Origin of the sequence: Citrobacter braakii (assembly GCF_009648935.1) — a bacterium.
GTDB lineage: Bacteria > Pseudomonadota > Gammaproteobacteria > Enterobacterales > Enterobacteriaceae > Citrobacter > Citrobacter braakii.
On record NZ_CP045771.1, the window covers coordinates 2,285,890 to 2,311,033 of the forward strand.

General features: G+C 55.2%; 21 protein-coding genes. 10 read left to right on the plus strand and 11 right to left on the minus strand.

Annotated features, from left to right (window positions below; all coding sequences use genetic code 11):
* Window positions 1–177 precede the first annotated feature (177 nt).
* From qseE to glnB, 4 genes are read left to right on the plus strand one after another with little or no spacing between them, the layout of a single operon-like run.
* On the plus strand, window positions 178–1,608 hold the full coding sequence (qseE, locus tag GFC06_RS10580; RefSeq protein WP_049282310.1) for a two component system sensor histidine kinase QseE/GlrK: 1,431 nt from the start codon (window positions 178–180) through the stop codon (window positions 1,606–1,608).
* A gap of 22 nt (window positions 1,609–1,630) precedes the next feature.
* The gene (qseG, locus tag GFC06_RS10585; RefSeq protein WP_046275233.1) at window positions 1,631–2,374 is read left to right on the plus strand and encodes a two-component system QseEF-associated lipoprotein QseG; all 744 of its coding nucleotides are present in this window, start codon (window positions 1,631–1,633) and stop codon (window positions 2,372–2,374) included.
* On the plus strand, window positions 2,374–3,708 hold the full coding sequence (glrR, locus tag GFC06_RS10590; RefSeq protein WP_304412487.1) for a two-component system response regulator GlrR: 1,335 nt from the start codon (window positions 2,374–2,376) through the stop codon (window positions 3,706–3,708). Before qseG ends, glrR begins: the two co-directional genes overlap by 1 nt.
* Before the next feature lie 60 nt (window positions 3,709–3,768).
* The gene (glnB, locus tag GFC06_RS10595) at window positions 3,769–4,107 is read left to right on the plus strand and encodes a nitrogen regulatory protein P-II (RefSeq protein ID WP_002914032.1); all 339 of its coding nucleotides are present in this window, start codon (window positions 3,769–3,771) and stop codon (window positions 4,105–4,107) included.
* Window positions 4,108–4,154: 47 nt separating this feature from the next.
* Here the strand turns inward: glnB and hmpA are convergent, their stop codons facing one another.
* Window positions 4,155–5,345 carry an NO-inducible flavohemoprotein gene (gene hmpA, locus GFC06_RS10600; protein ID WP_153690132.1) on the minus strand — a complete coding sequence of 397 codons (1,191 nt, stop codon included), beginning with the start codon at window positions 5,343–5,345 and terminating at the stop codon, window positions 4,155–4,157.
* Between the two features lie 326 nt (window positions 5,346–5,671).
* Here hmpA and glyA point away from each other — a divergent pair, with 326 nt between their 5' ends.
* Window positions 5,672–6,925 (plus strand): serine hydroxymethyltransferase, encoded by a 1,254-nt coding sequence (glyA, locus tag GFC06_RS10605; RefSeq protein WP_003835277.1) that lies wholly within the window; start codon window positions 5,672–5,674, stop codon window positions 6,923–6,925.
* 78 nt (window positions 6,926–7,003) lie between these two features.
* On the opposite strand, the gene hcaD is transcribed toward glyA, so the two are convergent.
* Genes hcaD through hcaE form a run of 5 tightly spaced genes read right to left on the minus strand, consistent with a single transcriptional unit; the run spans window position 7,004 to window position 11,221 of the window.
* On the minus strand, window positions 7,004–8,206 hold the full coding sequence (gene hcaD / locus GFC06_RS10610; protein ID WP_153690133.1) for a phenylpropionate dioxygenase ferredoxin reductase subunit: 1,203 nt from the start codon (window positions 8,204–8,206) through the stop codon (window positions 7,004–7,006).
* 9 nt (window positions 8,207–8,215) lie between these two features.
* Entirely contained in the window at window positions 8,216–9,028 is an 813-nt protein-coding gene (hcaB, locus tag GFC06_RS10615) for a 3-phenylpropionate-dihydrodiol/cinnamic acid-dihydrodiol dehydrogenase (protein ID WP_153690134.1), read from the minus strand.
* Complete coding sequence (hcaC, locus tag GFC06_RS10620; protein ID WP_016154025.1) at window positions 9,025–9,345, minus strand: 3-phenylpropionate/cinnamic acid dioxygenase ferredoxin subunit; 321 nt, start codon at window positions 9,343–9,345, stop codon at window positions 9,025–9,027. The genes hcaB and hcaC overlap by 4 nt, the downstream gene beginning before the upstream one ends.
* Window positions 9,345–9,863: a 3-phenylpropionate/cinnamic acid dioxygenase subunit beta gene (gene hcaF, locus GFC06_RS10625; protein WP_016154024.1), complete on the minus strand. Its 519-nt coding sequence runs from the start codon at window positions 9,861–9,863 to the stop codon at window positions 9,345–9,347. The genes hcaC and hcaF overlap by 1 nt, the downstream gene beginning before the upstream one ends.
* Window positions 9,860–11,221 (minus strand): 3-phenylpropionate/cinnamic acid dioxygenase subunit alpha, encoded by a 1,362-nt coding sequence (gene hcaE, locus GFC06_RS10630; RefSeq protein WP_153690135.1) that lies wholly within the window; start codon window positions 11,219–11,221, stop codon window positions 9,860–9,862. Before hcaE ends, hcaF begins: the two co-directional genes overlap by 4 nt.
* Before the next feature lie 135 nt (window positions 11,222–11,356).
* Between hcaE and hcaR the strand changes: the two genes are divergently transcribed.
* Window positions 11,357–12,250 (plus strand): DNA-binding transcriptional regulator HcaR, encoded by an 894-nt coding sequence (hcaR, locus tag GFC06_RS10635; RefSeq protein WP_153690136.1) that lies wholly within the window; start codon window positions 11,357–11,359, stop codon window positions 12,248–12,250.
* A gap of 3 nt (window positions 12,251–12,253) precedes the next feature.
* Here the strand turns inward: hcaR and GFC06_RS10640 are convergent, their stop codons facing one another.
* Window positions 12,254–13,447, minus strand: coding sequence for an ROK family transcriptional regulator (locus tag GFC06_RS10640; protein WP_046275227.1), 1,194 nt, complete (start codon window positions 13,445–13,447; stop codon window positions 12,254–12,256).
* 114 nt (window positions 13,448–13,561) lie between these two features.
* On the opposite strand from GFC06_RS10640, the gene GFC06_RS10645 reads away from it, so the two are divergent.
* The 4 genes from GFC06_RS10645 to GFC06_RS10660 all read left to right on the plus strand — a co-directional run bounded on the left by GFC06_RS10645 (window position 13,562) and on the right by GFC06_RS10660 (window position 20,419).
* Window positions 13,562–16,828 carry a DUF5107 domain-containing protein gene (locus GFC06_RS10645; RefSeq protein ID WP_153690137.1) on the plus strand — a complete coding sequence of 1,089 codons (3,267 nt, stop codon included), beginning with the start codon at window positions 13,562–13,564 and terminating at the stop codon, window positions 16,826–16,828.
* A gap of 72 nt (window positions 16,829–16,900) precedes the next feature.
* Window positions 16,901–18,340, plus strand: coding sequence for a sugar porter family MFS transporter (locus GFC06_RS10650; protein WP_046275225.1), 1,440 nt, complete (start codon window positions 16,901–16,903; stop codon window positions 18,338–18,340).
* Window positions 18,340–19,182 carry an aldose 1-epimerase gene (locus GFC06_RS10655; protein WP_153690138.1) on the plus strand — a complete coding sequence of 281 codons (843 nt, stop codon included), beginning with the start codon at window positions 18,340–18,342 and terminating at the stop codon, window positions 19,180–19,182. Before GFC06_RS10650 ends, GFC06_RS10655 begins: the two co-directional genes overlap by 1 nt.
* Before the next feature lie 88 nt (window positions 19,183–19,270).
* The gene (locus GFC06_RS10660; protein ID WP_019077391.1) at window positions 19,271–20,419 is read left to right on the plus strand and encodes a 3-phenylpropionate MFS transporter; all 1,149 of its coding nucleotides are present in this window, start codon (window positions 19,271–19,273) and stop codon (window positions 20,417–20,419) included.
* On the opposite strand, the gene csiE is transcribed toward GFC06_RS10660, so the two are convergent.
* From csiE to GFC06_RS10680, 4 genes are all read right to left on the minus strand, one after another.
* Window positions 20,414–21,691 (minus strand): stationary phase inducible protein CsiE, encoded by a 1,278-nt coding sequence (csiE, locus tag GFC06_RS10665; RefSeq protein ID WP_047358249.1) that lies wholly within the window; start codon window positions 21,689–21,691, stop codon window positions 20,414–20,416. The two genes, GFC06_RS10660 and csiE, sit on opposite strands and share 6 nt — an antisense overlap.
* A gap of 247 nt (window positions 21,692–21,938) precedes the next feature.
* Window positions 21,939–22,538: a KpsF/GutQ family sugar-phosphate isomerase gene (locus GFC06_RS10670; RefSeq protein WP_047358248.1), complete on the minus strand. Its 600-nt coding sequence runs from the start codon at window positions 22,536–22,538 to the stop codon at window positions 21,939–21,941.
* Window positions 22,535–24,172, minus strand: a complete 1,638-nt coding sequence (locus GFC06_RS10675) for an FGGY-family carbohydrate kinase (RefSeq protein ID WP_003847100.1) — start codon at window positions 24,170–24,172, stop codon at window positions 22,535–22,537. The genes GFC06_RS10670 and GFC06_RS10675 overlap by 4 nt, the downstream gene beginning before the upstream one ends.
* 17 nt (window positions 24,173–24,189) lie before the next feature.
* Window positions 24,190–25,143 (minus strand): ABC transporter permease, encoded by a 954-nt coding sequence (locus GFC06_RS10680; RefSeq protein WP_003037658.1) that lies wholly within the window; start codon window positions 25,141–25,143, stop codon window positions 24,190–24,192.
* Between the last annotated feature and the right edge of the window lies 1 nt (window position 25,144).

Sequence of the window (25,144 nt, forward strand, 5' to 3'; positions counted from 1 at the left end):
AACAAGGTGCCTGCCGTCCAACATCTGATATTAGCATCGCTCATATCAACCTTCGGGCGAAACGTCGAGTTAGGCACCGCCTTATTCCATAACAAAGCCGGGTTAATCCCGGCTTTGTTGTATCTGACGTTCCCCTCAGTTAGCATCAACCTATTCCTGTCCATTGAGAGTAACGCCTTGAAGCGCTGGTCTGTTTTCCCCCGATCTTTACGTCAATTGGTTACGTTGGCATTTTTGCTTATCCTGCTGCCGTTGTTAGTTTTGGCCTGGCAGGCGTGGCAAAGTCTGAATGCCCTGAGCGCGCAGGCGGCGCTGACGAACCAAACCACGCTGATTGACGCCAGACGCAGCGAAGCGATGACCAATGCCGCGCTGGAGATGGAGCGTAGCTACCGGCAATACTGTGTGCTTGATGACCCGACGCTGGCTAAGGTTTACCAGAGCCAACGTAAACGCTACAGCGACATGCTGGATGCGCATGCGGGCGTGTTGCCGGATACCAAGCTTTATCAGGCACTGCGTCAGGACCTCAACGATCTCGCGCAGTTACAGTGCACCAACAGTGGTCCTGATAGCGTGGCGGCGGCGCGGCTGGACGCTTTCGCCAGTGCCAATACTGAAATGGTACAAGCGACGCGCACGGTCGTCTTTTCTCGTGGGCAGCAGCTACAGCAGGAAATAGCCGAACGTGGGCAGTTCTTTGGCTGGCAGGCGCTGGTGCTGTTTCTTGTCAGCCTGGCGATGGTGTTGCTGTTTACCCGCATGATAATCGGTCCGGTGAAGGGCATAGAAAAAATGATCAATCGTCTGGGGGAAGGGCGCTCGCTGGGCGATAGCGTATTATTTACGGGACCCCGGGAGCTGCGCTCCGTGGGGCAGCGCATTATCTGGCTGAGCGAACGTCTCTCCTGGCTGGAGTCGCAACGACATCAGTTTTTACGCCACCTGTCTCATGAGCTGAAAACGCCTCTGGCGAGTATGCGCGAAGGTACCGAGCTGTTAGCCGATCAGGTCGTTGGGCCGTTAACGCCAGAGCAAAAAGAGGTGGTCGGTATTCTCGATGACAGTAGCCGCAACCTGCAAAAACTGATTGAGCAACTGCTCGATTACAACCGCAAGCTGGCGGATGACGAGGTTGAGCTTGAACGTGTGGAAATCGCGCCGCTGGTGGAAAGCGTTGTTTCTGCACATAGCCTGCCCGCTCGCGCCAAAATGATACATACTGATGTTGCGCTTGCGGTGAACGCCTGCCTGGCAGAACCGATGCTATTGATGAGCGTGCTGGACAATCTTTATTCCAATGCGGTGCACTATGGCGCTGAATCCGGTAACATTTGGATCCGCAGCAGTTTGCATGGCTCAATGGTATACATTGATGTAATGAATACCGGCACACCGATTCCAGAAGCAGAACAGACCATGATCTTCGAGCCTTTTTTCCAGGGTAGCCATCAGCGAAAAGGGGCGGTAAAAGGAAGCGGGTTGGGGCTGAGCATTGCCAGAGATTGCATCCGCCGTATGCGGGGCAAACTGTATCTGGTTGATGAGCATGCGCAAAACGTTTGTTTTCGCATAGAACTGCCGCTATCTGCAGCGAAAAATCACTAAAATAAACCTAAGTCTGGTGAGTATGCCATACGTTGTTGTCCGAATGCTTAAACGACATTTTTTCCGTCGCGTCATCCTCGCAAGCCTGCCGTGTCTGGCGCTGGTAGGCTGCGTCCCGAACGCGGTGAATCATATTATCGGCGACCCCTCGCAGGAGAAAATTCCGCCTCATCAACTGGCGGACTACCTTGCAACCGACTGTAGCGATATCTGGTCGCTGTCTGGTCAGCCCACAGAGACCAATCCGCTGTACTGGCTGCGGGCGATGGATTGCGCCAATCGCCTGATGCCGGTACAGGCGCGTAGTGAAGCCAGCACGATGATGCCTGATACCTGGCAGGGGGCTTTCAGGCGCGGGATCCTGCTTGATAACGCCAACATTACGCCGCCTGAAAGGCGGGAGACGGTTACGCGCCTCGACGCATTAAGCCCGCAAATTCCGCCACAGGTACGCCCGCTCTATCAGGTCTGGCGCAGCAGTCAGACGTTGCAGTTGCAACTGGCCGAAGAGCGTATGCGCTACAGCAAGCTTCAGCAGGCGTCAGACAGCGATCTTGATACGCTACGTCAGCAGCAGCAACATTTGCAGTCTCAGCTCGATCTTACGACCCGCAAGCTGGAGAATCTGACCGATATCGAACGCCAGCTTTCCACGCGCAAACCTGCCGGTAGTTACAACCCTGATGCGCCGCACGGGAACGAAAAAGTCACCCTACCTGATAACGAGGAAGGCGCAGCGCCGTCTGCCGATGAGGTCACGCCATGATAAGCCGTAAGCCCGCGCATCTGCTGCTGGTGGATGACGATCCCGGCCTGTTGAAATTACTTGGAATGCGCCTGACCAGCGAAGGCTACAGCGTCGTAACCGCAGAAAGCGGGCAGGAAGGGTTACGGGTACTGAACCGTGAAAAAGTGGATCTGGTTATTAGCGATCTGCGCATGGATGAAATGGACGGCATGCAGCTGTTTACTGAAATCCAGAAAGTGCAGCCGGGAATGCCGGTTATTATCCTCACCGCTCACGGTTCCATCCCCGACGCCGTTGCGGCGACTCAGCAAGGGGTGTTCAGCTTTCTCACTAAGCCGGTGGATAAAGACGCGTTATACCATGCGATCGACGGGGCGTTGGAACAGTCTGCGCCTGCCGCTGATGACAGCTGGCGTGAGTCCATCGTCACCCGCAGCCCACTGATGCTGCGCCTGCTGGAACAGGCGCGCATGGTGGCGCAATCGGACGTAAGCGTATTGATCAACGGCCAAAGCGGAACCGGGAAAGAAGTTTTTGCCCAGGCCATTCATAACGCCAGCCCGCGCAGCCACAAGCCTTTTATTGCCATTAACTGTGGCGCATTGCCGGAACAACTGCTGGAGTCCGAACTGTTTGGTCATGCGCGCGGCGCTTTTACCGGTGCGGTGAGCAATCGTGAAGGGCTGTTTCAGGCCGCGGAAGGCGGGACGCTGTTTCTCGATGAGATTGGCGATATGCCCGCGCCGTTGCAGGTTAAATTGCTACGTGTATTGCAGGAGCGAAAAGTCAGGCCGCTGGGCAGTAACCGCGATATCGATATTGATGTGCGGATCGTTTCCGCGACCCACCGTGATTTACCCAAAGCGATGGCTCGGGGGGAATTTCGCGAAGATTTGTACTATCGCCTCAACGTGGTAAGCCTGAAGATCCCGGCGCTGGCCGAGCGTACGGAAGATATTCCGCTGCTGGCAAACCATCTGCTGCGCCAGTCTGCTGAACGACACAAACCGTTCGTGCGCGCCTTTTCGACCGATGCCATGAAACGGTTAATGACCGCCAGTTGGCCTGGTAACGTGCGTCAGTTGGTTAACGTGATTGAGCAGTGCGTGGCGTTGACCTCTTCGCCGGTGATCAGCGACGCGCTGGTGGAGCAGGCGCTGGAAGGGGAGAACACCGCGCTGCCGACCTTTGTTGAAGCGCGTAACCAGTTTGAACTCAACTACCTGCGTAAGCTGTTGCAAATCACCAAGGGCAATGTGACTCATGCGGCGCGAATGGCGGGGCGCAACCGCACCGAATTCTACAAGTTGCTCTCTCGCCATGAGCTGGATGCAAACGATTTCAAAGAATAAATCTGCGGATTATGTTAGTTTTATTCGATCAAAAGACAGGCGACCTTTTCAAGGAATAGCATGAAAAAGATTGATGCGATTATTAAACCCTTCAAGCTGGACGACGTCCGCGAAGCGCTGGCTGAAGTCGGCATTACCGGTATGACTGTAACAGAAGTGAAAGGGTTTGGCCGTCAGAAAGGCCATACTGAGCTGTACCGTGGTGCGGAATATATGGTGGATTTTCTGCCGAAGGTAAAAATTGAAATTGTGGTCACCGACGACATCGTCGATACCTGCGTCGACACCATTATTCGTACTGCCCAGACCGGTAAAATCGGCGACGGTAAGATTTTTGTCTTCGACGTGGCACGCGTGATTCGTATTCGCACCGGTGAAGAAGACGACGCGGCAATCTAAGCCGCGCCGTGCTTGCCTGATGGCGCAGCGCCATCAGGCATGAGTAATTACAAGACTTTATGCGGGCCGAAGCATTCGTAATGAATGTTCTCGTTTTTCACGCCCAGATCGACCAGCTGCTTCGCGGCAAACTGCATAAAGCCAACCGGACCGCACAGATAAAACTGCATCGCCGGATCGCTGATTGCGCCTTCCAGTTTGTTCAAATCCATCAGACCAACGCTATCAAACGCACCTTTCGCGCGATCGGCTTCGGTTGGCTCACGATACCAGGTGTGTGCGCTAAAGCGTGGCAGCGTTTTGCTCAGTTCATTCACTTCATCGGCAAAGGCATGTACATCGCCATTTTCTGCCGCGTGGAACCAGTTAACCTGCGCCGTATGATTCGCTTTTGCCAGCGTATCCAGCATCGCCAGCATCGGGGTCTGACCTACGCCTGCTGAAATCAGAGACACTGGGGTATCGGTCGCAACGTCCATAAAGAAATCGCCCGCAGGTGCAGCTAAGTGAACGACGTCGCCCACATTCGCATGGTTGTGCAGCCAGGTGGAAACCTGACCACCGTCTTCACGCTTCACAGCAATACGGTAGCCTTTGCCATCGGGTTTACGGGTCAGTGAGTACTGACGAATTTCCTGATGCGGGAAACCTTCCGGCTTCAGCCAGACGCCCAGGTATTGCCCCGGATGATATTCAGCCACTGCGCCACCGTCGACAGGTTCAAATTCAAAGCTGGTGATAAGCGCACTGCGTGGGGTTTTTGCCACGATGCGGAAAGGACGGGTACCTTTCCAGCCGCCATTTTTATTGGCATTTTCGCTGTAGATCTGCGCTTCACGGTTGATGAAAACGTTCGCCAGCACGCCGTATGCTTTGCCCCAAGCATCCAGAACTTCCTGGCCTGGGCTGAACATCTCGTCCAGCGTTGCCAGCAAATGGCCACCTACGATGTTGTACTGCTCCGGTTTAATCTGGAAGCTGGTATGCTTCTGCGCGATTTTCTCAACGGCAGGCAACAGCGCCGCCAGGTTCTCGATATTGCTGGCATACGCGGCAATAGCGTTAAACAGCGCTTCCCGCTGATCGCCATTACGCTGGTTACTCATGTTGAAGATTTCTTTCAGCTCTGGGTTATGCGTAAACATGCGATCGTAGAAATGGGCGGTCAGCTTCGGGCCTGTTTCAACCAGCAGGGGAATGGTGGCTTTCACTGTAGCGATGGTTTGTGCGTCAAGCATACGGTCTTCCTTTATCTGAAATTTTAATGATGTATGTCAAATGCATCTTATAAAAAATACCCCTGCATTGTAAATGGTTCTTTGTCACTTTGCGTTGTAAAGGTTACATCGTGAAAAATCTGCATCACAAACCTGAAAAGAAATCCGTTGAAATTCAGCAGACCTTTGTTCTCCAAAGCCTTGCGTGCCGTGAAGGTAATCGTTTGCGTAAAATCCTTTGTCAAGACCTGTTATCGAAGAATGATTCGGTTATACTGTTCGCCGTCGTCCAACGGGACTGCCTTTTTAGGCCGAAATTCTATTGTTAGCTGAGTCAGGAGATGCGGATGTTAAAGCGTGAAATGAACATTGCCGATTATGATGCCGAACTGTGGCAGGCTATGGAGCAGGAAAAAGTACGTCAGGAAGAGCACATCGAACTGATCGCCTCCGAAAACTACACCAGCCCGCGTGTTATGCAGGCGCAGGGTTCTCAGCTGACCAACAAATACGCTGAAGGTTATCCGGGCAAGCGCTACTACGGCGGTTGTGAGTACGTTGATATCGTTGAGCAATTGGCTATCGATCGTGCAAAAGAGCTGTTTGGCGCTGACTACGCTAACGTACAGCCGCACTCCGGCTCCCAGGCTAACTTCGCTGTTTACACCGCTCTGCTGCAACCGGGTGATACCGTTCTGGGTATGAACCTGGCGCAAGGCGGCCACCTGACTCACGGTTCCCCGGTTAACTTCTCTGGCAAGCTGTACAACATCATCCCTTACGGTATTGATGAGTCCGGTAAAATTGACTACGAAGATATGGCTAAGCAGGCCAAAGAGCACAAGCCGAAGATGATCATCGGCGGCTTCTCTGCTTACTCCGGCGTTGTTGATTGGGCAAAAATGCGTGAAATCGCCGACAGCATTGGCGCATACCTGTTCGTTGACATGGCGCACGTTGCGGGCCTGATCGCCGCAGGCGTTTACCCGAACCCGGTTCCACACGCGCACGTAGTGACCACCACCACCCACAAAACCCTGGCGGGTCCGCGCGGCGGCCTGATCCTGGCGAAAGGCGGTGACGAAGAGCTGTACAAAAAGCTGAACTCCGCGGTGTTCCCAAGCGCGCAGGGCGGCCCGCTGATGCACGTGATCGCGGCGAAAGCCGTGGCGCTGAAAGAAGCGATGGAGCCTGAGTTTAAGGTTTACCAGCAGCAGGTTGCCAAAAACGCCAAAGCGATGGTGGAAGTGTTCCTGAACCGTGGCTACAAAGTGGTTTCTGGCGGTACTGAAAACCACCTGTTCCTGCTGGATCTGGTTGATAAAAACCTGACCGGTAAAGAAGCTGACGCCGCACTGGGCCGCGCTAACATCACTGTTAACAAAAACAGCGTGCCGAACGATCCGAAGAGCCCGTTTGTGACTTCCGGTATCCGTATCGGTTCTCCGGCTGTAACTCGCCGTGGCTTTAAAGAAGCGGAAGTGAAAGAGCTGGCTGGCTGGATGTGTGACGTTCTGGACAACATCAATGACGAAGCCGTTATCGAGCGCGTCAAAGGTAAAGTTCTGGATATCTGCGCACGCTTCCCGGTTTACGCGTAATTCTGCTTTACGCAAAACGAAAGGCCGCTGATGCGGCCTTTTTTAATGCCTGATAGCGCTGCGCTTATCAGGCTGCTATCACAACGACTTCAGCGGCACGCTTTCATTGCACAGTGCTTCCTCGCTTACCACTCGTCCTGAATGAATTAACTTACGCAGTGCGCGCACTTCGCGTCCGTTGTTGAGCGCTACTGCGCCAATTAGCTTCCCATCACGCAGGTGGAACCAGATAGCCTTGCCATCATCCGGATTGCCACGACATAGCCATGTTTGCCCTTGCATATCGCCAACAAACTGCAGATTGTCATTAAATTGGTCGGTCCAGAACCAGCCTGGCGCCTTCTCCGGCAACGGCAGGTTAAGCATTGCGGCAGCGGCAATCTGTGCCTGGTTATTGGCATTTTCCCAGCTTTCTACCCGTTCTAACGAACCGTCGGGCTGGCGCGTTATCGCCACATCACCAGCGGCAAAAATCGCGGGATCGGAGGTGATGCAGGCGGAGTCAACGATAATACCGTTAGCCGTCTCCAGCCCCGCTTCGCGAGCCAGCGCATCATTCGCCACGATACCGATGCCATAAACCAGCGCATCGGCCTGTAGCGTCTCGCCGTTTTGCAGGGTAAGCGAGATAAACTCTCCCGCTTCGGCGTGCTCAATGGCGCTGTTGAGCAGTACCCGCACCCCTGCCTGTCGGTGGCGGTTTAGCAGATAGTCGCGCACCGGAGCAGGGGCGTTGCGACCCATTACCGTTGAGACCAGCTCCACTAACGTCACCCGACAGCCGCGTTGGATCGCGCTGGCCGCTAATTCCAGGCCAATGGTGCCCGCACCGACAATCACAATCGACTTGCCCGGCAGCAAGGCACCGCGCAGACGCTCGGCATCTTTGGCGTGACGCAGGGTAAAGCAACGTTCGCCCAGTTTATCCAGCAGCGGCAGCGGTCTGGCGGCGGCCCCGGTCGCCAACAGCAACTGCGACCAGCGGTATGACTGACCATCGGCGAGCATCAGCGTGCGCGAGGTGCGGTCAATCTGATGCAGCGTGACGCCGAGATGCAGCTGTACGTTGTTCTCCCGCCACCAGTCAGCGTTCAGGATCGGCTGTCGCTGTGGATTTTCGTCCAGCAGCATTGCTTTGGAGAGCGGAGGGCGTTCATAGGGTAGATACGGCTCATCGGAAAACAGATGCAATTCGCCGTTAAATCCTTGCTGACGCAGTGCGACGGCGGCCATTGCCGCAGCCTGACCACCGCCGACGATAGCGATAATTTTAGGGCTCATAACGCCTCCTCAGAGATCCAGTCCGGCGGCAACGTGACGAATACCGCGAATGCCCAAACCGGCATCGGCATTGATCATCACGCCACTCAATGTGCGATTGTTGCGCTTTGACGCCAGCATCACATACGGGCCGGTAAAATCCGCTGGCTCAGGAAAAAACTGCAACGGCAAAATGGCGGCGATTTTTTCCGGCGTCAGCGACTGCATAATCGACGCATCGCCCTGGCCCAGCGCCTGTGGGCCGCGCAGATCGGTCGCCATACCGCACGGACCGACGCCGTTGACGCGCACCTTTGGCGCCAGCTCGTAGGCTAACTGGCGAATCAACCCGGTGGCGGCATGTTTAGAGGCGGTATACAACGGACCGCCGCCGCCGGGATACCACGCCGCGTTGGAAAGGGTAAAGATGATGTTGCCTTCGCTGGCGATAAGCGCAGGGGCGCAGGCTTTTGCGCCCAGCAGATAGCCCAGCACGTTGACGTTAAACAGCTCATGAAAGCCGCTCTCCAGCGCGTCTGCTGGCGTATTGACCAGCGAGGCGTTGTGATCCCATATCCCGGCGTTGCCGATCAAACAGTCCAGCGTGCCGTAGCGCGCCAGAATTTGATCCACCGCGCGCTGATAGTCGGCGTAGCAGGTGACGTTGCCTTCTACTGCCAGCACATGTTCGCCAAAACGTTGGCGCAGGCTGGCGACTTTGGCTGGCGAAAGTTCCAGCGTGGCGACCCGCGCGCCTTCCTCAATGAAACGCTCGACCAGCGCCAGGCCAAGACCGGAGCCGCCGCCGGTGATAAAGACCACGTTATCGCGTAAATCGCTCATCTCGCGTCCTCTGGAATATCAACGAACACATCGCTACCTTCCACGTACACCGCGTAGGTGGTCAGCGGATCGGTGGCAGGTAAACACAACGCCTTACCGGTTTTCAGGCAGAAACTGGCGGCATGCAGCGGGCATTCCACCGTCGCGTCGTCTTCCAGATAACCTTCCGACATCGAGGCATTACCGTGGCTACAGCGATCGTTGATGGCATAAAACTCGCCGCCAACGTTGAACAGCGCGATGACGGGCGAGGTGTCGAGCCGGAGCGCTTCACCCTCCGGCAAATCCCCTACGGGGCAGGCATAAATACGACTCATCAGAACAATACACTCAGGTTATGGGAGGTGATCACCGCTTGATCCAGCACGATCTCACGCTCCAGTAAGCGCCACTCATCGCCCGGTAAACGGCGCACTTTGTCCATGCGCATGCCGACGTAAAAGGTTTCATCGCGCTCTTTTTGCGCGCGATACAGCAGATAGTTAAGGCGCACGGCGAATACATCCGGCACTTCGGTTTCACTGACCTGGCAGTTGCTGATCAGGTGTCGGGTACGCGACGGCGGCTCCTCTGCCCAGGCCATTCCGGTTTCCAGTCGCGCAATACGGCGTTCAAGCTGATCTTTGTTGTCGTTAAAAATCCAGGTGGTTGGCGGCTGCACGCCTTTGCGACGATCGCGCGTCTGGGCATTGACCGTTGTGCGCATGGTATAGCGAATGTCGTCATCCAGCTGCGCCAGCCAGTCGCGAAACTGCCAGTCATCCAGCAGGCTGGCTTCATGGTAGAGAAACTGCGTAATGCGGTGATGCAGTTCCAGGGAAACTAAAGCGCTCATTTCATCACCTCCTGCTGGTAAGCGGCGGTTTTTTCCTGCACTTCCTGCCAGCTTTCGCTGCTGAGTAAATCAGCCCAGCGCTGATACATGCCGCGGGCGGCGGTTTCTGAGAAGATGTAGTTGGTGATCCCCGGAATGCCGTCTTCACGACGTTTCTCCTGACCTAACCCCATTTCCAGGCACAGTTTGCTATTACGCGCCCGATGGCCCTTCAGAAGTTTTTGAATTTCACACCAGTTTTCCGAGTCGTCCTGCTCAAGGAATCCGGCGGGGCCAAAAGCGCGCGTAGCGCTGTTTTCAAATGCGGCTTTCACTTCATCAGAGGCGGCTTTATCGGTAATACAGAACGCCCACACTTCAACCTGATCAGGACCGCGCGGATGCCAGACGCGCAACGTAGCGGTACCATTGAGCCAGGAAAGCGTTGGAAAAATATTGTTGTGACCGGCCAGACGCAGAGCACGAACCTTACCCAGACGCTGTTCAGCTTCCGCGTAGGTGTCGCGGTAGTAGCTGGAGACTTCGCCGTCGACCCACACGTTGGCATCCGGCTTTTCGGTAAAGAAGAAGCCGCTGCCGTGCCCGTCCTGGCCGAACTGTAGTGCATCTTTGTCGGTTTCCCACACCGGGCGAGCGGTTTGTCCGTCACCGAGGCGTTTATCGCTACCGTCGTCTTTTGCCCCCAACACCTGCACAGCGGAGGCGTGGCTGAACAATGCGTGATACTGATCGCTGGCAAACTGTTCGGCGGGGAATTTCCAGTTACAGTCGATGGTCCACTTCTGTACGCCGCCGACGATTTCTGTGCCGCCTTCGCGGCGGTCAAGCATACCGTCGAGATACCACGCGATGTCGCCGAGATAATCGCGCAGCGTGGGCGCGGTGGAGTCCCAGTTGCCGAAAATCAGCCCTTTATAGCTCTCTACGCCAGGAACTTCGTTCAGTCCCCAGTGCGATTTGCATAGCCCTTGCGGGTAAGCGCGAGGCTCCAGCGGGACGTCGATCAGCTCGCCATTGATACCGTACGACCAGCCGTGATACGGGCAGGTAAAGGCGCGAGTGTTCCCGCAGTCGGCGTAGCTGACGCGCATCGCCCGGTGGCGGCACTGGTTGAGAAACGCTTTGATGCTGCCGTCTTTCTGGCGAACCACCACGACCGCATCCTCGCCCATGTAGGTGTTAAAAAAATCACCGGCTTTGGGGATTTGGCTTTCGTGGGCGAGAAATAGCCAGCAGCGCCCGAAGATGCGCTCCAGCTCTAGTTGGTAAATTTCTGGGTCAGTATAAATCCGTGGGGTTACACGACCGTTTTGCGTGTCGATCAGTTGGTAGATGTCTAAATTTGAGGGTGTGGTCATATTTTTTAATCCTGAAAGATAAGATGTATTGACCTTCTATTTTTGTGCCATAAGGATGTTGCTGGTTAGTTATCAATCTGTGAAATAGTAAATTTCTACCAGTTGAGACATTTTTTCGATAACAAGGAGAAGGGCATGGAACTGAGGCACTTACGCTATTTTGTGGCGGTGGCGCAGGCGCTGAATTTCACCCGGGCGGCAGAAAAGCTGCATACCTCTCAGCCGTCGTTAAGCAGCCAGATCCGCGATCTGGAAACCTGCGTGGGCGTTCCGTTACTGGTGCGGGACAAGCGAAAAGTTGCGCTGACGGCGGCCGGGGAGTGCTTTTTACAGGACGCGCTGGCGATCCTTGAGCAGGCGGAAAATGCCAAAGTTCGCGCCCGTAAAACGGGGCAGGAAGATAATCATTTCTCTATTGGTTTTGTCCCTTCCGCTGAGGTGAATTTGCTCCCGAAAGTGCTGCCCTTATTTCGTTTAAAACAACCGGATACGCACATTGAGCTGGTAAGCCTGATAACCACCGAACAGGAAGAAAGGATCCTCAACGGAGAACTGGATGTGGGCTTAATGCGTCACCCGGTGTACAGCCCGGAGCTGGATTATCTGGAGCTGATTCATGAGCCGCTGGTCGTGGTGTTACCGGTGAATCATCCGTTAGCCAATGAGCAAGCGATCTCCGCAGAACATCTGCATGGCATAAATTTTGTCAGTACCGATCCCGCTTATTCCGGGGCGCTAGCGATGATTGTCAAAAACTGGTTTCAGCAGCAGAAAAGCCAGCCCAATATTGTGCAGGTAGCGACCAATATTCTGGTGACCATGAATCTGGTCGGCATGGGACTGGGGGTGACTTTGATACCCGGTTATATGAATAATTTTAATACCGGGCAGGTGGTTTTTCGGCCTATTGTTGGCGATGTTCCGACCATTGCCCTGCTGATGGCGTGGAAAAAAGGGCCAATCAAACCGGCATTGACCGATTTTATCGCCACTGTGCATGAACGTTTAGCCGTGAGCCTGGCGGAGTAATGACTACAGCTCGCTAAGCTGTGATTCGACATAAAGATAGCCAATTCCCATGAGTTGCTGAGGGCGATTAAGCTGACCGAAGCTTATCTGAGTTGCTCTGGCACGCGGGTTATCGCCGTGATCGAACGGATTAAACCCGGTTTGCTGTACCAGCGTATTGAGCCAGCTATCGCCAAATGCACAGCTACGACCATACAACCATATTTGATTAATGTTCAGTATATTCAAAAAATTATAAAGACTCAGGCCGATGGCGCTGGCGGCATGTTCGGCCCAGGCCTGAATGCGAACATCTCCGTGTTGCCAGGCAGTAATAAGCTGGTCGGTGGTGAGCGTTTCCGGGTCGTAAAGGGATGTCGGCTGCGATTTCATCCACACGCGGGCCTGCTTTTTCAACGCGCTCAATGACGCCACTGTTTCCAGACAGCCATAACGGCCACAGTCACAGGCGATCCCATCGGGATGAATGATGGTATGTCCAATCTGACCGCTGCCATACAGACTCCCGCGCCAGATGTTATCGTTAATCACAAACGATGAGCCAATACCGTAATCAACGTTAATCACGCAAAAATCACCGTTAGCCGCCGGGTTTTGCCATTTTTCCGCCAGCGCCAGCATCACGCAGTCATTATCCAGCCGGACCTGTACGCCGAGCATCTCCTCCAGCAGATATTTTATTTCCACCGGTGTTTTCCACGGCGCCTGAGGCATGGTTTTTGATGCGCCGGTTATCGGATCAACCTGACCGTGAACGCCAAGCGCCAGATTAATCGTGACCTCGGGAAATTGTCGACGATATTCCCGCCAGTGCGCCGCCAATGCTGTCAGCAGCGCTTTTGGCGATTCGGGGTTGATGACTTCATGCTGCCAGTCGCCGACGGCAACCAGCCGAGCATCCGCCAGTTGACTGGTGATGCTGGTGGGGGTGACGTTGATACACAGCGTCCAGGCACCTTTTTCTGGCAAATGATAGCTGCCACTGCTCAAACCGCGCTGGCTTAAAGTTTCTCGTGAATGGCTGATTCTTCCTTCATCCATCAGTTCTTCGAGGATATTGCTAACCGCCGGGATCGACAGGCTGGTGAGCTGCGCCAGCTGTGACTTGCTGAGCTGCTTTTCTCGCCACAGATGTGACAAAAAAATCTGTTTATTCGCCTGACGTACCCTGGCGTTGTTGAACCCCGAACGCTGCATTCACTTAACTCCCTTAACTATATTGCGTGAGCATTGCGCATTTTAACGCCACTTAACTGCCGCAGAATAGCATCAAGTTGAATTTTTACTTTTGTTTATTAAGTGGAGCGCGGCATGTACGGTTCAGTAAAAGTTTGGCAGGAAACGATCACCCTCCCCACGTGGACAGCGGGTGAAGAAGACGCCAACCCAATGTTTCTGGAAAAGCGAGTTTATCAGGGGTCTTCAGGAGCGGTTTATCCCTATGGCGTGATTGATACGCTGACCGGCAAACGTGAAATGCGCGACTATCAGGCGGTATGGATGGAGAATGACTTCATTCGCATCATGCTGCTGCCGGAGTTAGGCGGACGCATTCATCGAGCGTATGACAAAGTGCAGCAGCGCGACTTCGTCTACTACAACGAAGTGGTAAAACCTGCGCTGGTCGGTCTGCTTGGGCCGTGGATCTCTGGCGGCATTGAGTTTAACTGGCCGCAACATCATCGCCCGACCACCTTTATGCCGGTGGATTTTACGCAACAGCAGGGTGAGCAGGGCGAATACACCGTCTGGATGGGCGAGGTAGAGCCCATGCGTGGTTTACAGGTCATGACCGGATTCACGCTGTATCCGGATCGCGCGTTGATCGAGATAACCGGGAAGGTTTTTAACGGTAACGCTACCCCGCGCCACTTCTTATGGTGGGCGAATCCGGCGGTGAAGGGCGGCGACGATCACCAAAGCGTGTTTCCACCGGATGTGACGGCGGTATTCGACCACGGTAAGCGCGATGTTTCTGCGTTTCCCATCGCCACCGGCACATACTACAAAGTGGACTATTCGGCTGGCGTGGATATCTCGCGCTACAAAAACGTACCAGTGCCGACCTCCTATATGGCTGAAAAATCTGATTATGATTTTGTTGGTGCCTGGCATCACGGCGAGCGCGGTGGGTTGCTGCATGTGGCCGATCACCACGTTTCGCCAGGGAAAAAACAGTGGACTTGGGGTTATGGCGACTTTGGCGTTGCCTGGGATCGTAATCTCACTGATGACAACGGTCCGTATATCGAACTTATGACCGGGGTCTTTACCGATAACCAGCCGGATTTCACCTGGCTTGCGCCGTACGAAGAGAAAGTCTTCGTGCAAAACTTCCTGCCTTACAGCGAACTGGGTATGGTGCAAAACGCCAGCACGCAGTTGGCGCTTCGTCTGGTGCGTGAGAGTCGCCAGCTTTCTGTGGGCATTTATGCGATTGCGCCGTTACGCGATGTTCAGGTTACGCTTGCCGCACACGGGCAGCCATTCTATGAAAATACACTCACTCTGGAGCCGGGACAGAGCTGGCTGGCTGATGTGTCAGACAATGGCCATACCCGGGTGACAATGACCGTCACTAACGCCGATGGTGCTACGCTTTTGCAGTACGAAGAGCACATCGCGCAAGAGTTACCGCTGCCTTCGGCGGCCGTCGCGCCAGCACAGCCAGAAGCACTCTCTAATACCGATGAACTCTATTTTATTGGTCAGCATCTGGAGCAGTACAACCATGCCAGCCGCTATGCTGAAGATTATTATCGCCGCGCGCTGGATGTTGATCCGCTGGATTACCGCAATAATGTGGCCCTGGGGACGCTGGCGCTAAACCGCGCGGACTGGGCGCTGGCGGCGCATTGTGCGGGTAAGGCGCTGGAACGGGCGCATAAGCTCAATAAAAATCCGCGTGATGGCGAGGCGAGCATGCTGCTGGCCGCCGCACAGGAACGTCAGGGCGACAATGACAGCGCTTGGGATAATTATTATAAGGCCAGTTGGAGCGGCAACTGTCGGGATGCGGCTTTCTGGTCGTTAGCGCGTCTGGCGATGAAGCGTCAGGACTACGTTGGCGCGTTGGAAAAAATCGAGCAGAGCCTGCGCTTTAACGGCAGTAATAACCTGGCGATGGGACTGAAAGCGCTGGCGCTGGCAAAACTTGATCGCATTCCGCAAGCCCTGGACTACATTCGCCAACAGCTGGTTGATTATCCTCTGAGCTACACCCTGCACTATGCGCGCTGGGCCATCTGTCAGGACGAGGCGACGGCACAAGCGCTGATCTCGATTACCGGGCGGCGCGGTACCAACGCGTGTGAACTGGCAGGCTGGCTGATCTCATTGGGGCAAAAGGATGCTGCCCGTGGCGTGCTGGAACTGCTCGACAGCCAGGAAACGCTGCCTATGCTGTGGCGCGCCTCGCTAAGTGACAACCCACAACCCTTCATCGAACGTGCCCGCGAATGCCTGCAAAACCGCGTTCGTTTCCCCAATACGCTGGATGAAGTGCAGATGCTGCAAACCCTCGAACAGAGCGCTTTTGCCCGCTATTTACTTGGCTGTTTCTGGTACAGCAAACGGCGTTATGCCGAAGCGGTATCCTGCTGGCAGTTTACCCTTGCGCAGGAAGCGGATTTCGCTCCTGTACACCGCTTACTGGGGATCTATGCCTGGAACAAACTGCATGATGCGCAGCAGGCGATGCAGTATCTGTCGCAGGCCGTGGCACTGGAGCCGCAAAATGCCCGTTTCCTGTTTGAACTCGACTATCTCAAGAAGCTGATGGCGCAACCGGCTGAGCTGCGCCTGCAGCGACTGGAAGCCAGCAAAGAGATTGTCTTCCATCGTGATGATCTGACGGTGGAACTGCTCAGTCTGTGGAATGGATTAGGGCGTTACGACGATGCCGCAGCAGTATTACGTGAGCGCGTGTTCCATCCGTGGGAAGGTGGTGAAGGCAAAGCCACAGGGCAATATCTGCTGAATCAGATGCATCGTGCGCTGGCTGCCATTCAGTCCGGCGACCCGCAAACCGCCATCGCGCAGTTGCAACAGGCGTTGCACTACCCGCAAAACCTCGGGGAGGGGCGTTTACCCGGACAAACGGATAACGATATCTGGTATTTACTGGGACATTGCGCGCAGCAGCAGGGGTGTTTTGATGAATCCCAGCGTTACTTCTCCCGTGCGACGCGCGGCGGTAGCACACTGGATGCCGGCCGTTACTACAACGACCAGCCTGTGGATTATCTCTTCTGGCAGGGTATGGCGCAGAGAAAACTTGGCGATGATGCTCAGGCGAACGCTCTGTTTAATAGCTTCCTGCAATGGGTTGAATCGCATCGCGACAATGTCCCGGATGTCGATTTCTTTGCCGTATCGCTACCCGATCTGGTGGTGCTGGATACCTCAGCACAAGCAAAACACCAGCAACACTGCCTGTTTATCAGTGTGCTCGGGCATCTGGGGTTGGGAAATAGTGCTGCTTGCCAGCGCGATCTTGACGCACTCCTGCAGCTCAATCCGGCGCATGACAAGGCATTACTGCTGCGTCACGCCATTAACGTAAGGCTTTTCCAGTAACACCCGAAATGGGTGGGGGCAACCTCACCCGAAACCTACTGTCCCCTGCGTTTCCCTGAAAGAGGAATCATAATGAATAACGCGCAGACACATTTAAAGATTGGTTACGTCTGGACTATCTGCCTGGTTGCGGCCTGCGGTGGTTTACTGTTTGGCTATGACTGGGTGGTGATCGGTGGGGCAAAACCCTTCTATGAAGCCTATTTCTCGATTACCGATCCGGCGCAATCCGGCTGGGCGATGAGTTCGGCTTTGGTCGGTTGTATCTTTGGCGCGCTGATTTCCGGATGGTGCGCCGATAAGTTTGGCCGAAAGATGCCGCTGATTCTCTCGGCGATCCTCTTTAGCGCTTCCGCCTGGGGAACTGCCGTCGCCAGTAATTTCGACATGTTTATTGTTTATCGCATCGTTGGAGGCGTGGGGATTGGTCTGGCGTCTGCGCTAAGCCCGTTGTATATCGCCGAGGTTAGCCCGGCTGAAAAGCGTGGGCGCTTTGTTGCCGTTAACCAGCTCACTATCGTGATTGGCGTACTGGCGGCGCAGCTTATCAACCTGATGATTGCCGAACCAGTAGCCTCAGGCGCTACGCAGCAGGCGATTGTGGAAAGCTGGAACGGTCAGACGGGCTGGCGTTGGATGTTTGGCGCTGAATTAGTGCCCGCGATAATTTTCCTGGTGCTGATGTTCTTTGTACCTGAATCGCCGCGCTGGCTGGTGAAAGCAGGCAAAGCCGATCGTGCGCGTACCATGCTGCAGCGCATTGGTTCCGCGGAATATGCTGGTCAAACGCTGAAAGAGATTGAACATACGTTGCAAAAAGATAATCACAAGGTCGCGTGGTCAACGCTGTTACAACCGCAGATCAAACCGATCGTGATTATTGGAATGGTGCTGGCAGTGTTCCAGCAGTGGTGTGGGATCAACGTTATTTTCAACTATGCGCAGGAGATCTTCGCCTCTGCCGGATTCGACATCAACGGTACGTTAAAATCGATCGTGGCGACAGGGATCATCAATCTGGTCTTTACCCTTGCCGCTCTGCCGTTAGTAGACAAAATTGGTCGCCGTAAACTGATGTTGTTCGGGGCGTCAGGATTAACGGTTATCTATATGCTGATTGCCGGGGCGTACGGGTTGGGCATTATGGGCTGGCCGGTTCTGGTTCTGGTGCTGGCGGCGATCGCTATTTATGCCCTGACGCTGGCCCCGGTGACCTGGGTGCTGCTGTCTGAAATTTTCCCTAACCGCGTCCGCGGGCTGGCGATGTCGCTCGGTACGCTAGCGCTGTGGATTGCCTGCTTCCTGCTGACCTATACTTTCCCGCTGCTCAATGCGAGTCTGGGCGCGTCGGGAAGCTTCCTGTTGTACGGTGTGATTTGCGCGATGGGATTCATGTATGTTCTGCGTAATGTTCCGGAAACCAAAGGCGTGACGCTGGAAGCGCTGGAAGAGCAGCTGGCGGCGCAGCATACGAAAGTTGGCGCATCAGCCCAACAACGAAGCGCTCGCTAATGGATGGTCTGCTGATGCTACAAAACGCACATCTGCGGATGTGCGTAGATCCGCAGGGCGGTTCGCTATTAAGTCTGGTTTCGTTACAACATCAACAGGCAATTTTACGCGAAGGTCATGGTCAGCAGCCCGGTGATTGCGGCCTGTTCCCGATGCTGCCGGTCGCGAATCGGGTGGCGGGAAATCGTTTTATGCTGCGCGGTGAAGAGGTGGTGTTACCTCAACATGGCGCAGATGACACCTTTTTCCTGCACGGTGACGGCTGGCTGCAACGCTGGCAGGTTATCACCGTGACCCAAAGCGGTTGTTTGCTGCAGTTGCGCAGTTGGCATCCCTGTGGCTATGACTATACGGCGCAAATTTGCTATCAACTGGAAACCTCAAGCCTGCACGTCTCGTTGACGCTCACCCATTGCGGTGAACAGCCGATGATTTATGGCTGTGGGTTCCATCCGTTTTTCGCTTTTGATAAGCACAGCACGGCGCAATTCACCACCGGCGGCTACTGGCCGGAGGGGGAACAGCATCTGCCGCTGGAATGGCAACGTGAAATCCCTCCAGCGGCGGATTTCATGTACGCGCAATATGGCGAGGATAGCTGGCTGAACGTTGGATATTCTGGCTGGAGCGGGCGGGCCGTTATTCAGCGAGATGTGATGAAAGTCACGATTTTAGCGCAAACTCCATGGTTGATGCTGTTCAGAATGTCGGGTGAGGAGTTCTTGTGCCTGGAGCCGCAAACGCATCCGGTGAATGCCCACCACATGCAGGGGCAGCCGGGATTGCAGGTTTTAGCGCAGGGAGAACGCTGCCATTTTGCGATGCAGATTTGCGTCGAATAGGGCAAAAATCATGTTATCTGCCTGTTAATGCTCTCTTGCGCCAGCCTGCGTTTGTCGCCAGACTATCGCCTCCAAACGGGAGGGATTCATGGCTTTGCATTCCACGCGCTGGCTGGCGCTCGGTTATTTCACCTACTTCTTTAGCTACGGTATTTTTCTGCCTTTCTGGAGCGTCTGGCTCGAAGGGCTGGGGCTGACGCCGGAAACCATCGGTTTACTGCTGGGCGCGGGGCTGATTGCCCGTTTTCTCGGCAGTTTGCTGATTGCGCCGCGCGTAAGCGATCCCTCTCGTCTGATCTCCGCTTTACGTATTCTGGCCCTGTTGACGCTGGTGTTTGCGCTGGCCTTCTGGGCGGGCACCAACGTGGCGTGGCTGATGGTGGTGATGGTCGGCTTTAACCTGTTTTTCTCGCCGCTGGTGCCGTTGACCGACGCGCTGGCCAACACCTGGCAAAAACAGATAACCATGGACTACGGTCGGGTAAGGCTGTGGGGATCCGTTGCCTTTGTGATTGGCTCCGCGCTGACCGGTAAGCTGGTGAGCCTGTTTGACTATCGGGTGATCCTGGTCCTGCTGTCGCTTGGCGTCGCGTCGATGCTATTGGGGATGATGATCCGCCCGAGCGTGCAGCCAGCAGGGGAAAACCGTCAGCAGGAGAGCGCGGGATGGCCCGCCTGGCGTGCGTTGATAACCCAAAGCTGGCGTTTTCTGGCCTGTGTGAGTCTGTTGCAAGGTGCGCATGCCGCTTATTACGGGTTCAGCGCCATCTACTGGCAGTCTGCCGGATATTCCGCTTCGGCGGTGGGCTATTTGTGGTCATTAGGCGTGGTGGCGGAAGTGATTATTTTTGCGCTCAGTCACAAGCTATTCCGCCGCTTTAGCGCGCGCGATTTGCTGCTGCTTTCCGCTGTTTGCGGCGTGGCACGTTGGGGTTTGATGGGCTGGAGCACTGAGCTACCGTGGCTGATTGTGGTGCAAATCCTCCATTGCGGAACCTTTACCGTCTGCCACCTGGCGGCAATGCGCTATATCGCGACGCGCCAGGGCAGCGAAGTGATACGTTTGCAGGCGGTGTATTCTGCGGTGGCGATGGGCGGCAGCATCGCCATCATGACCGTATTCGCAGGCTACCTGTACCAGAATCTGGGCAACGGCGTATTCTGGGTGATGGCGCTGGTGGCGCTACCGGCAATCTTTCTGCGCCCGAAGGTGGTGGCGCAGCCTGCAACGTTATGATTCGAGGATTTTGCGGATCTGCTGCTGCTGATGCGGCGTAAGTGCCAGATCCGCATGAATCAACGGCGGTGAAAACAGCGGCAGCGGCGTGGTATACGGCGTAATAATCAGAGTGACTCCGCGCGGCGAACCCTGTTTTTGAAAGTCCTGCATCGGCATATGTTTTACGTTGAGCGGCAGCAGCGTCAGTTCGCGCAGCTGTTGCTCAATATGCGCTTCAAGTTGTTCATTGTTGCCGGTCAGCAGGATAATCTGCTTCTCGTGCAAATCCTTCTCCTGCATCAGCCAGGCACCGAAAATAACGGCGACCAGCCCGATCTCTTCTTCTGAAAACTGCACATCGTACTCCGCTTCGAAGCCATGTATCGCCTCGCGGGTAGTACGAACCAGACGGGGATAAAGTCGGCTGAACTCCTCCGGCAGCGTGTTATCAATGCCAATGGCAAACACGCTGCGGTTAAGCGCCTGGGCAAGGTGAATATACAGCTGATCGTTCAGTCCTTGCTCATCGCTGAAGCGCACATTGCCATACTCGCGAAAACGCAGCACCAGCCGTGCAATAGCAAGGCGCAGGCGACGATCCTGCTGGTGGTTATCGCGCACTGGGTCGGGGATACGGAGCATTGAGAACAGCAACGCCATAAACAGCGATTCGCCCGGCGGCGCACTCTGCATGACGTGGCGCTGCCAGTGGCGGCCAATTTCCTCAGCGAGCGGATACTCTGCGCAGGATTGCGCCCAGCGTTGCTGGAGCGGATTAAATTCCGGGGTGACACCCGCGTGATGCTGTAGCAGACAATACTGTAAATACAGGCGCAGGAACTGGATGTCACGGTACTCAAACGGCTTCTGCAAGCGCCGGGAGCACAGATTAATGAGCGCATGCAGATTGGTGTCGTCATACAGCGTACGCGCGATACCTTGTTGTTTCAGCGCCATTTTTAATGCGGGTGTGAAATGCTGGGCGATAAAAGTCGGGCAGATCCGCAGACCGCGGCGCAGCCACTGCAACAGACACAGGCGCTGATTTAGCGGGGTCCCTTCGATCGTATAGCCGCCATTCAGCGCGGTGGTAATCGCGAGTCGGTGATAGCGCTGGATTTCGAGTCCTGCGCCAATAATATCTTCCTCAACAGTGGCATCATCAACGCCATTGAGGCTACTGAAGGTTTGAGCTGTAGCGATTTGCCCTGGCAGGAAAAGCGTCAGCAGCACCTGGCAACGGCGCTGGGGAGCGGAAAGTACAGATGGTGGAGCAAGCGTTGACATCATCTGTAGGATCTCCCGTAAGTATGTTTGATAAGAATAGCTAAAGTTTGCTCATAGATTTGGAGAATGGAATGCTTTCCACCAGGAATGCTGGAGAGCGTCACAGAATTTTTAACGTGCGGAACAGATAGCAGGAGTGGAACGCAGCGCGTTAACTGGCTTTTTCACTGTTTTATCTTCTATTGAGACATAAAAAAACCCGCCTGAGGGTGACGGGTTGAGAAGACGAGTGGAAATGCGCGGTCTGGTGTTACTGCTCGCGGCTCAGCGTTAATCCCACATCACCGCCAGGATGTACAGACAATAGCGTCTCTTTTGAGTAACCGCTTTCGCTCATCAGACAGGCGCAGGCGGCGTCAAAGATAGCCAGGACCAGTAAAATTGAGGTGGTGGCCAACATGTTCAACGGGTCGGCCTCACGCTGGACGCCGGTGGAAATCACCAGCCTCGACGCTTTAGCAATGGCTGAGTCGGCGTTTTCAGTCACGCTCAGGATGGGCACATTTCTCGCAGCCAGTCCGGGCAGCAGTCGGGTGAGTTCATCCGAATTTCCCCCGCGTGATAGCATAATGACCAGGTCGTCGGCGCGTAAAAAACCGAGATCGCCATGCGCCGCATCCGTCGCGTTGAGGTAAATCGCCGGACGTTCCACGCAGGCGAGCATGTGCGCAACTTTACGCGCCGCAATACCGGATGTACCGACGCCAGTGACGACGATTTTCCCCTGGCAACCGCGCAGCTCCGCCATTAGCGACTGCCAGACCGGTTCAGTCAGATGCTGTCCCAGACCTGCGAGGGCATCGCTATAGAGCTGAAATACGCCGGTGGCCTGAGACCAGGAGTCACTCATGCGTCCTCCTGCATCAGTTGGCGGTATTTCATATGATCCTGATACATCTCGTGGAATACCCGATATTTGCGATCGTAGTACTGCTTAATGCGATTGGTCTGCGGGGTCACCGTTTTACCAATCCGGCTCATTGCCGACATCGCTTCCGGGAACGTGTCGAACACGCCTGCAGCGATAGTCCCCATCATGGCGCCGCCCAGCAGCATGGCTTCGCTCTCTTCAGGCAGCAGCATGGCGCAACCGGTGGCGTTGGCATGCTCCTGAACGAAGATCGGGTTTTTCGTCCCGCCGCCGCTGGCCATAATCGTATCGATGGTGTAGCCGCTTTGGTTCATCGTTTCAATGATATGGCGCGTTCCCAGCGCAATGGCCTGGATGGTTGCGAGGTACTGGAGCGCCATATCTTCCGGCGTGCGGGACAGCTTCAGTCCGGTTATTGCTCCCGTGAGCGTGGGGTTAGCGCGCGGCGAGCGGTTGCCGTGGAAATAGGGCAGGATGTGCATGTCACGGGTCAAAAAGGCGATATCTTCCGGCTCACCAGCCATTTTGCGCAGCAGCGCATTCAGCACTTCATAAATGGTTTGCCCCTGAGACTTAGCCTGCGTTAGCAGGGTTTCGTAACACGGGTGCGACTGAATAACGTGGTCGATTAACGCCCCGGTTGCTGACTGCCCGCCTTCATTGAGCCAGTATTCCGGCAGTACGGCTGAGTAGTAAGGGCCCCAGACGCCGCCGATAAAACGCGGCTCTTTGGAAATTGCCATGTGTCCGGTGGAGGTGCCACCAATTAGCGCGACACGACGGTCAAAATCCGCCACCTCGCCGGAAACACCGCTTGCGCCGAGCGTACCGAGTGTGCCGGCGTGGGCATCGATTATCGAGACGCTGACCGCGGTCCCCGGAATCAGTCCCATTTCGCTGGCGGCGCGCGCGGACAGCCCGTGACCGAGCGGTTCGCCCATGGTTTTCACGTAGCGACCAATTTTGGCAGCATCATGTTCCAGCAGGTCTTCCAGACCAATCTGGCGGAAGTAGCTGGCATCCCATTTGTCTTCATGGCCCATATAGGTCCATTTACACACAGTCGAACACAATGAGCGTGTGTCATCGCCTGTTGCGCGCCAGGTCAGAAAATCAGGCAGATCAAAGTAGTAACCTGCATTGGCCCAGGTATTGGGCATATGCTGCTTCAGCCACAGCAGCTTTGGCGTTTGCATTTCCGGGGAGATAATGCCGCCAACGTAGTCCAGCACCCGATGATGCAGGGCGTTAATGCGTTCAGCCTGGGTAATGGCGCGGTGATCCATCCACACAATGATGTTCTGTTCGCTGCGCCCGGACGGGCTGATGGTCAGCGGTTTACCTTCTTTATCCAGCACCACCAGTGAGCAGGTAGCGTCAAAGCCCAGACCTTTCACCTGGATTGGGTTGATATCTGACTGGTTAATCGCATCGCGAACCGCGTTACACACCGCCTGCCAGATGTTATCGGAAGACTGCTCAACAAAATCGGCCTGCGGGCGGTAAATCTCGATAGCCCGACTGGCCTGGCCGACCATTCTGCCGTTGAGATCAAACACGCCGGCACGGGCGCTTCCGGTTCCGACATCCACACCAATAAAGTAACTTGCCATAATTTTTTCTCCTGAAATCAGGCTTTACGATTCTGTAATGCGATAAAGAGGATCAGCACCGCGCCCCACAGCGCCATCGTCAGATAGCTGCTGACCCCCAGCAAGTTAAGGCCGCTTTCCAGCATTTGTAGCACAATCAGCGCCAGTACCAGGCCGATAATGCGCCCGAAACCGCCATCCGGGTTGATGCCGCCGAGGACGGAGGCAAGGATGGTGACCAGCAGGTAGGACTCACCGTATCCGGCTTTTGCCGAGTTGAATTTCGCCATCATCAGAATGGCGGCGACCCAGCCGAGCAGGGCAGAAATCACGTACACGGAAATTTGTACCCGGACGGTATTTACGCCGCTGTAGCGGGTAGCCTGCTCATTGGAACCCACGAGATACAGACTGCGCCCAAGCGTGGTGTGCTCCAGCAGTACCCACAGCAGGATTGCCACCAGGAAAAAGAGCAGCAGCGCTACCGGAATACCGGCAATCGTGGCGTTACCAAGATATTGAATGGCGGTCGGGAAACCGGAAATCACTGTCCCATTGGAAAGCAGAATATTCAGCCCGGAGATAAGCGTCATCGTGCCGAGCGTGGCGAGAATCGGCGAAACCCCGACCCAGGCAATCAGCGCGCCGTTGAGCGTACCGATTGCGACCGCCACGGCAGCGCCTGCCAGCAGCGCCAGCACCAGAAACAGCGGGTTATCCGGATGGGTGACGATAATCGCCGCCATTACCAGCGAGCAGGCATTCGCTCCTGCAATTATCGACAGGTTTATGCCGCCGGTCAGCATGGTCATACCCATCCCGAGGGCCAGCATGCCAAGGATCGGCAGTTGCGAGCCAATCGACTGGAAGTTAGCGACGCTGAAAAAACGGCTGCCGAGCAGGGCCGAGAAGACCAGGGCGACGACCACAATAATGACGCATTGCAGACGAATGATGGCATCACCGGGTAAAAATCTGGCGATTGTTTTCATC

Bases quoted from the DNA above. Each gene is read 5' to 3' on its own strand.
- qseG (WP_046275233.1), top strand. From the start codon at position 1,631: ATGCCATACGTTGTTGTCCGAATGCTTAAACGACATTTTTTCCGTCGC.
- glnB (WP_002914032.1), top strand. From the start codon at position 3,769: ATGAAAAAGATTGATGCGATTATTAAACCCTTCAAGCTGGACGACGTC.
- hmpA (WP_153690132.1), bottom strand. From the start codon at position 5,345: ATGCTTGACGCACAAACCATCGCTACAGTGAAAGCCACCATTCCCCTG.
- glyA (WP_003835277.1), top strand. From the start codon at position 5,672: ATGTTAAAGCGTGAAATGAACATTGCCGATTATGATGCCGAACTGTGG.
- hcaD (WP_153690133.1), bottom strand. From the start codon at position 8,206: ATGAGCCCTAAAATTATCGCTATCGTCGGCGGTGGTCAGGCTGCGGCA.
- hcaB (WP_153690134.1), bottom strand. From the start codon at position 9,028: ATGAGCGATTTACGCGATAACGTGGTCTTTATCACCGGCGGCGGCTCC.
- hcaC (WP_016154025.1), bottom strand. From the start codon at position 9,345: ATGAGTCGTATTTATGCCTGCCCCGTAGGGGATTTGCCGGAGGGTGAA.
- hcaF (WP_016154024.1), bottom strand. From the start codon at position 9,863: ATGAGCGCTTTAGTTTCCCTGGAACTGCATCACCGCATTACGCAGTTT.
- hcaE (WP_153690135.1), bottom strand. From the start codon at position 11,221: ATGACCACACCCTCAAATTTAGACATCTACCAACTGATCGACACGCAA.
- hcaR (WP_153690136.1), top strand. From the start codon at position 11,357: ATGGAACTGAGGCACTTACGCTATTTTGTGGCGGTGGCGCAGGCGCTG.
- GFC06_RS10640 (WP_046275227.1), bottom strand. From the start codon at position 13,447: ATGCAGCGTTCGGGGTTCAACAACGCCAGGGTACGTCAGGCGAATAAA.
- GFC06_RS10645 (WP_153690137.1), top strand. From the start codon at position 13,562: ATGTACGGTTCAGTAAAAGTTTGGCAGGAAACGATCACCCTCCCCACG.
- GFC06_RS10650 (WP_046275225.1), top strand. From the start codon at position 16,901: ATGAATAACGCGCAGACACATTTAAAGATTGGTTACGTCTGGACTATC.
- GFC06_RS10655 (WP_153690138.1), top strand. From the start codon at position 18,340: ATGGATGGTCTGCTGATGCTACAAAACGCACATCTGCGGATGTGCGTA.
- GFC06_RS10660 (WP_019077391.1), top strand. From the start codon at position 19,271: ATGGCTTTGCATTCCACGCGCTGGCTGGCGCTCGGTTATTTCACCTAC.
- csiE (WP_047358249.1), bottom strand. From the start codon at position 21,691: ATGATGTCAACGCTTGCTCCACCATCTGTACTTTCCGCTCCCCAGCGC.
- GFC06_RS10670 (WP_047358248.1), bottom strand. From the start codon at position 22,538: ATGAGTGACTCCTGGTCTCAGGCCACCGGCGTATTTCAGCTCTATAGC.
- GFC06_RS10675 (WP_003847100.1), bottom strand. From the start codon at position 24,172: ATGGCAAGTTACTTTATTGGTGTGGATGTCGGAACCGGAAGCGCCCGT.
- GFC06_RS10680 (WP_003037658.1), bottom strand. From the start codon at position 25,143: ATGAAAACAATCGCCAGATTTTTACCCGGTGATGCCATCATTCGTCTG.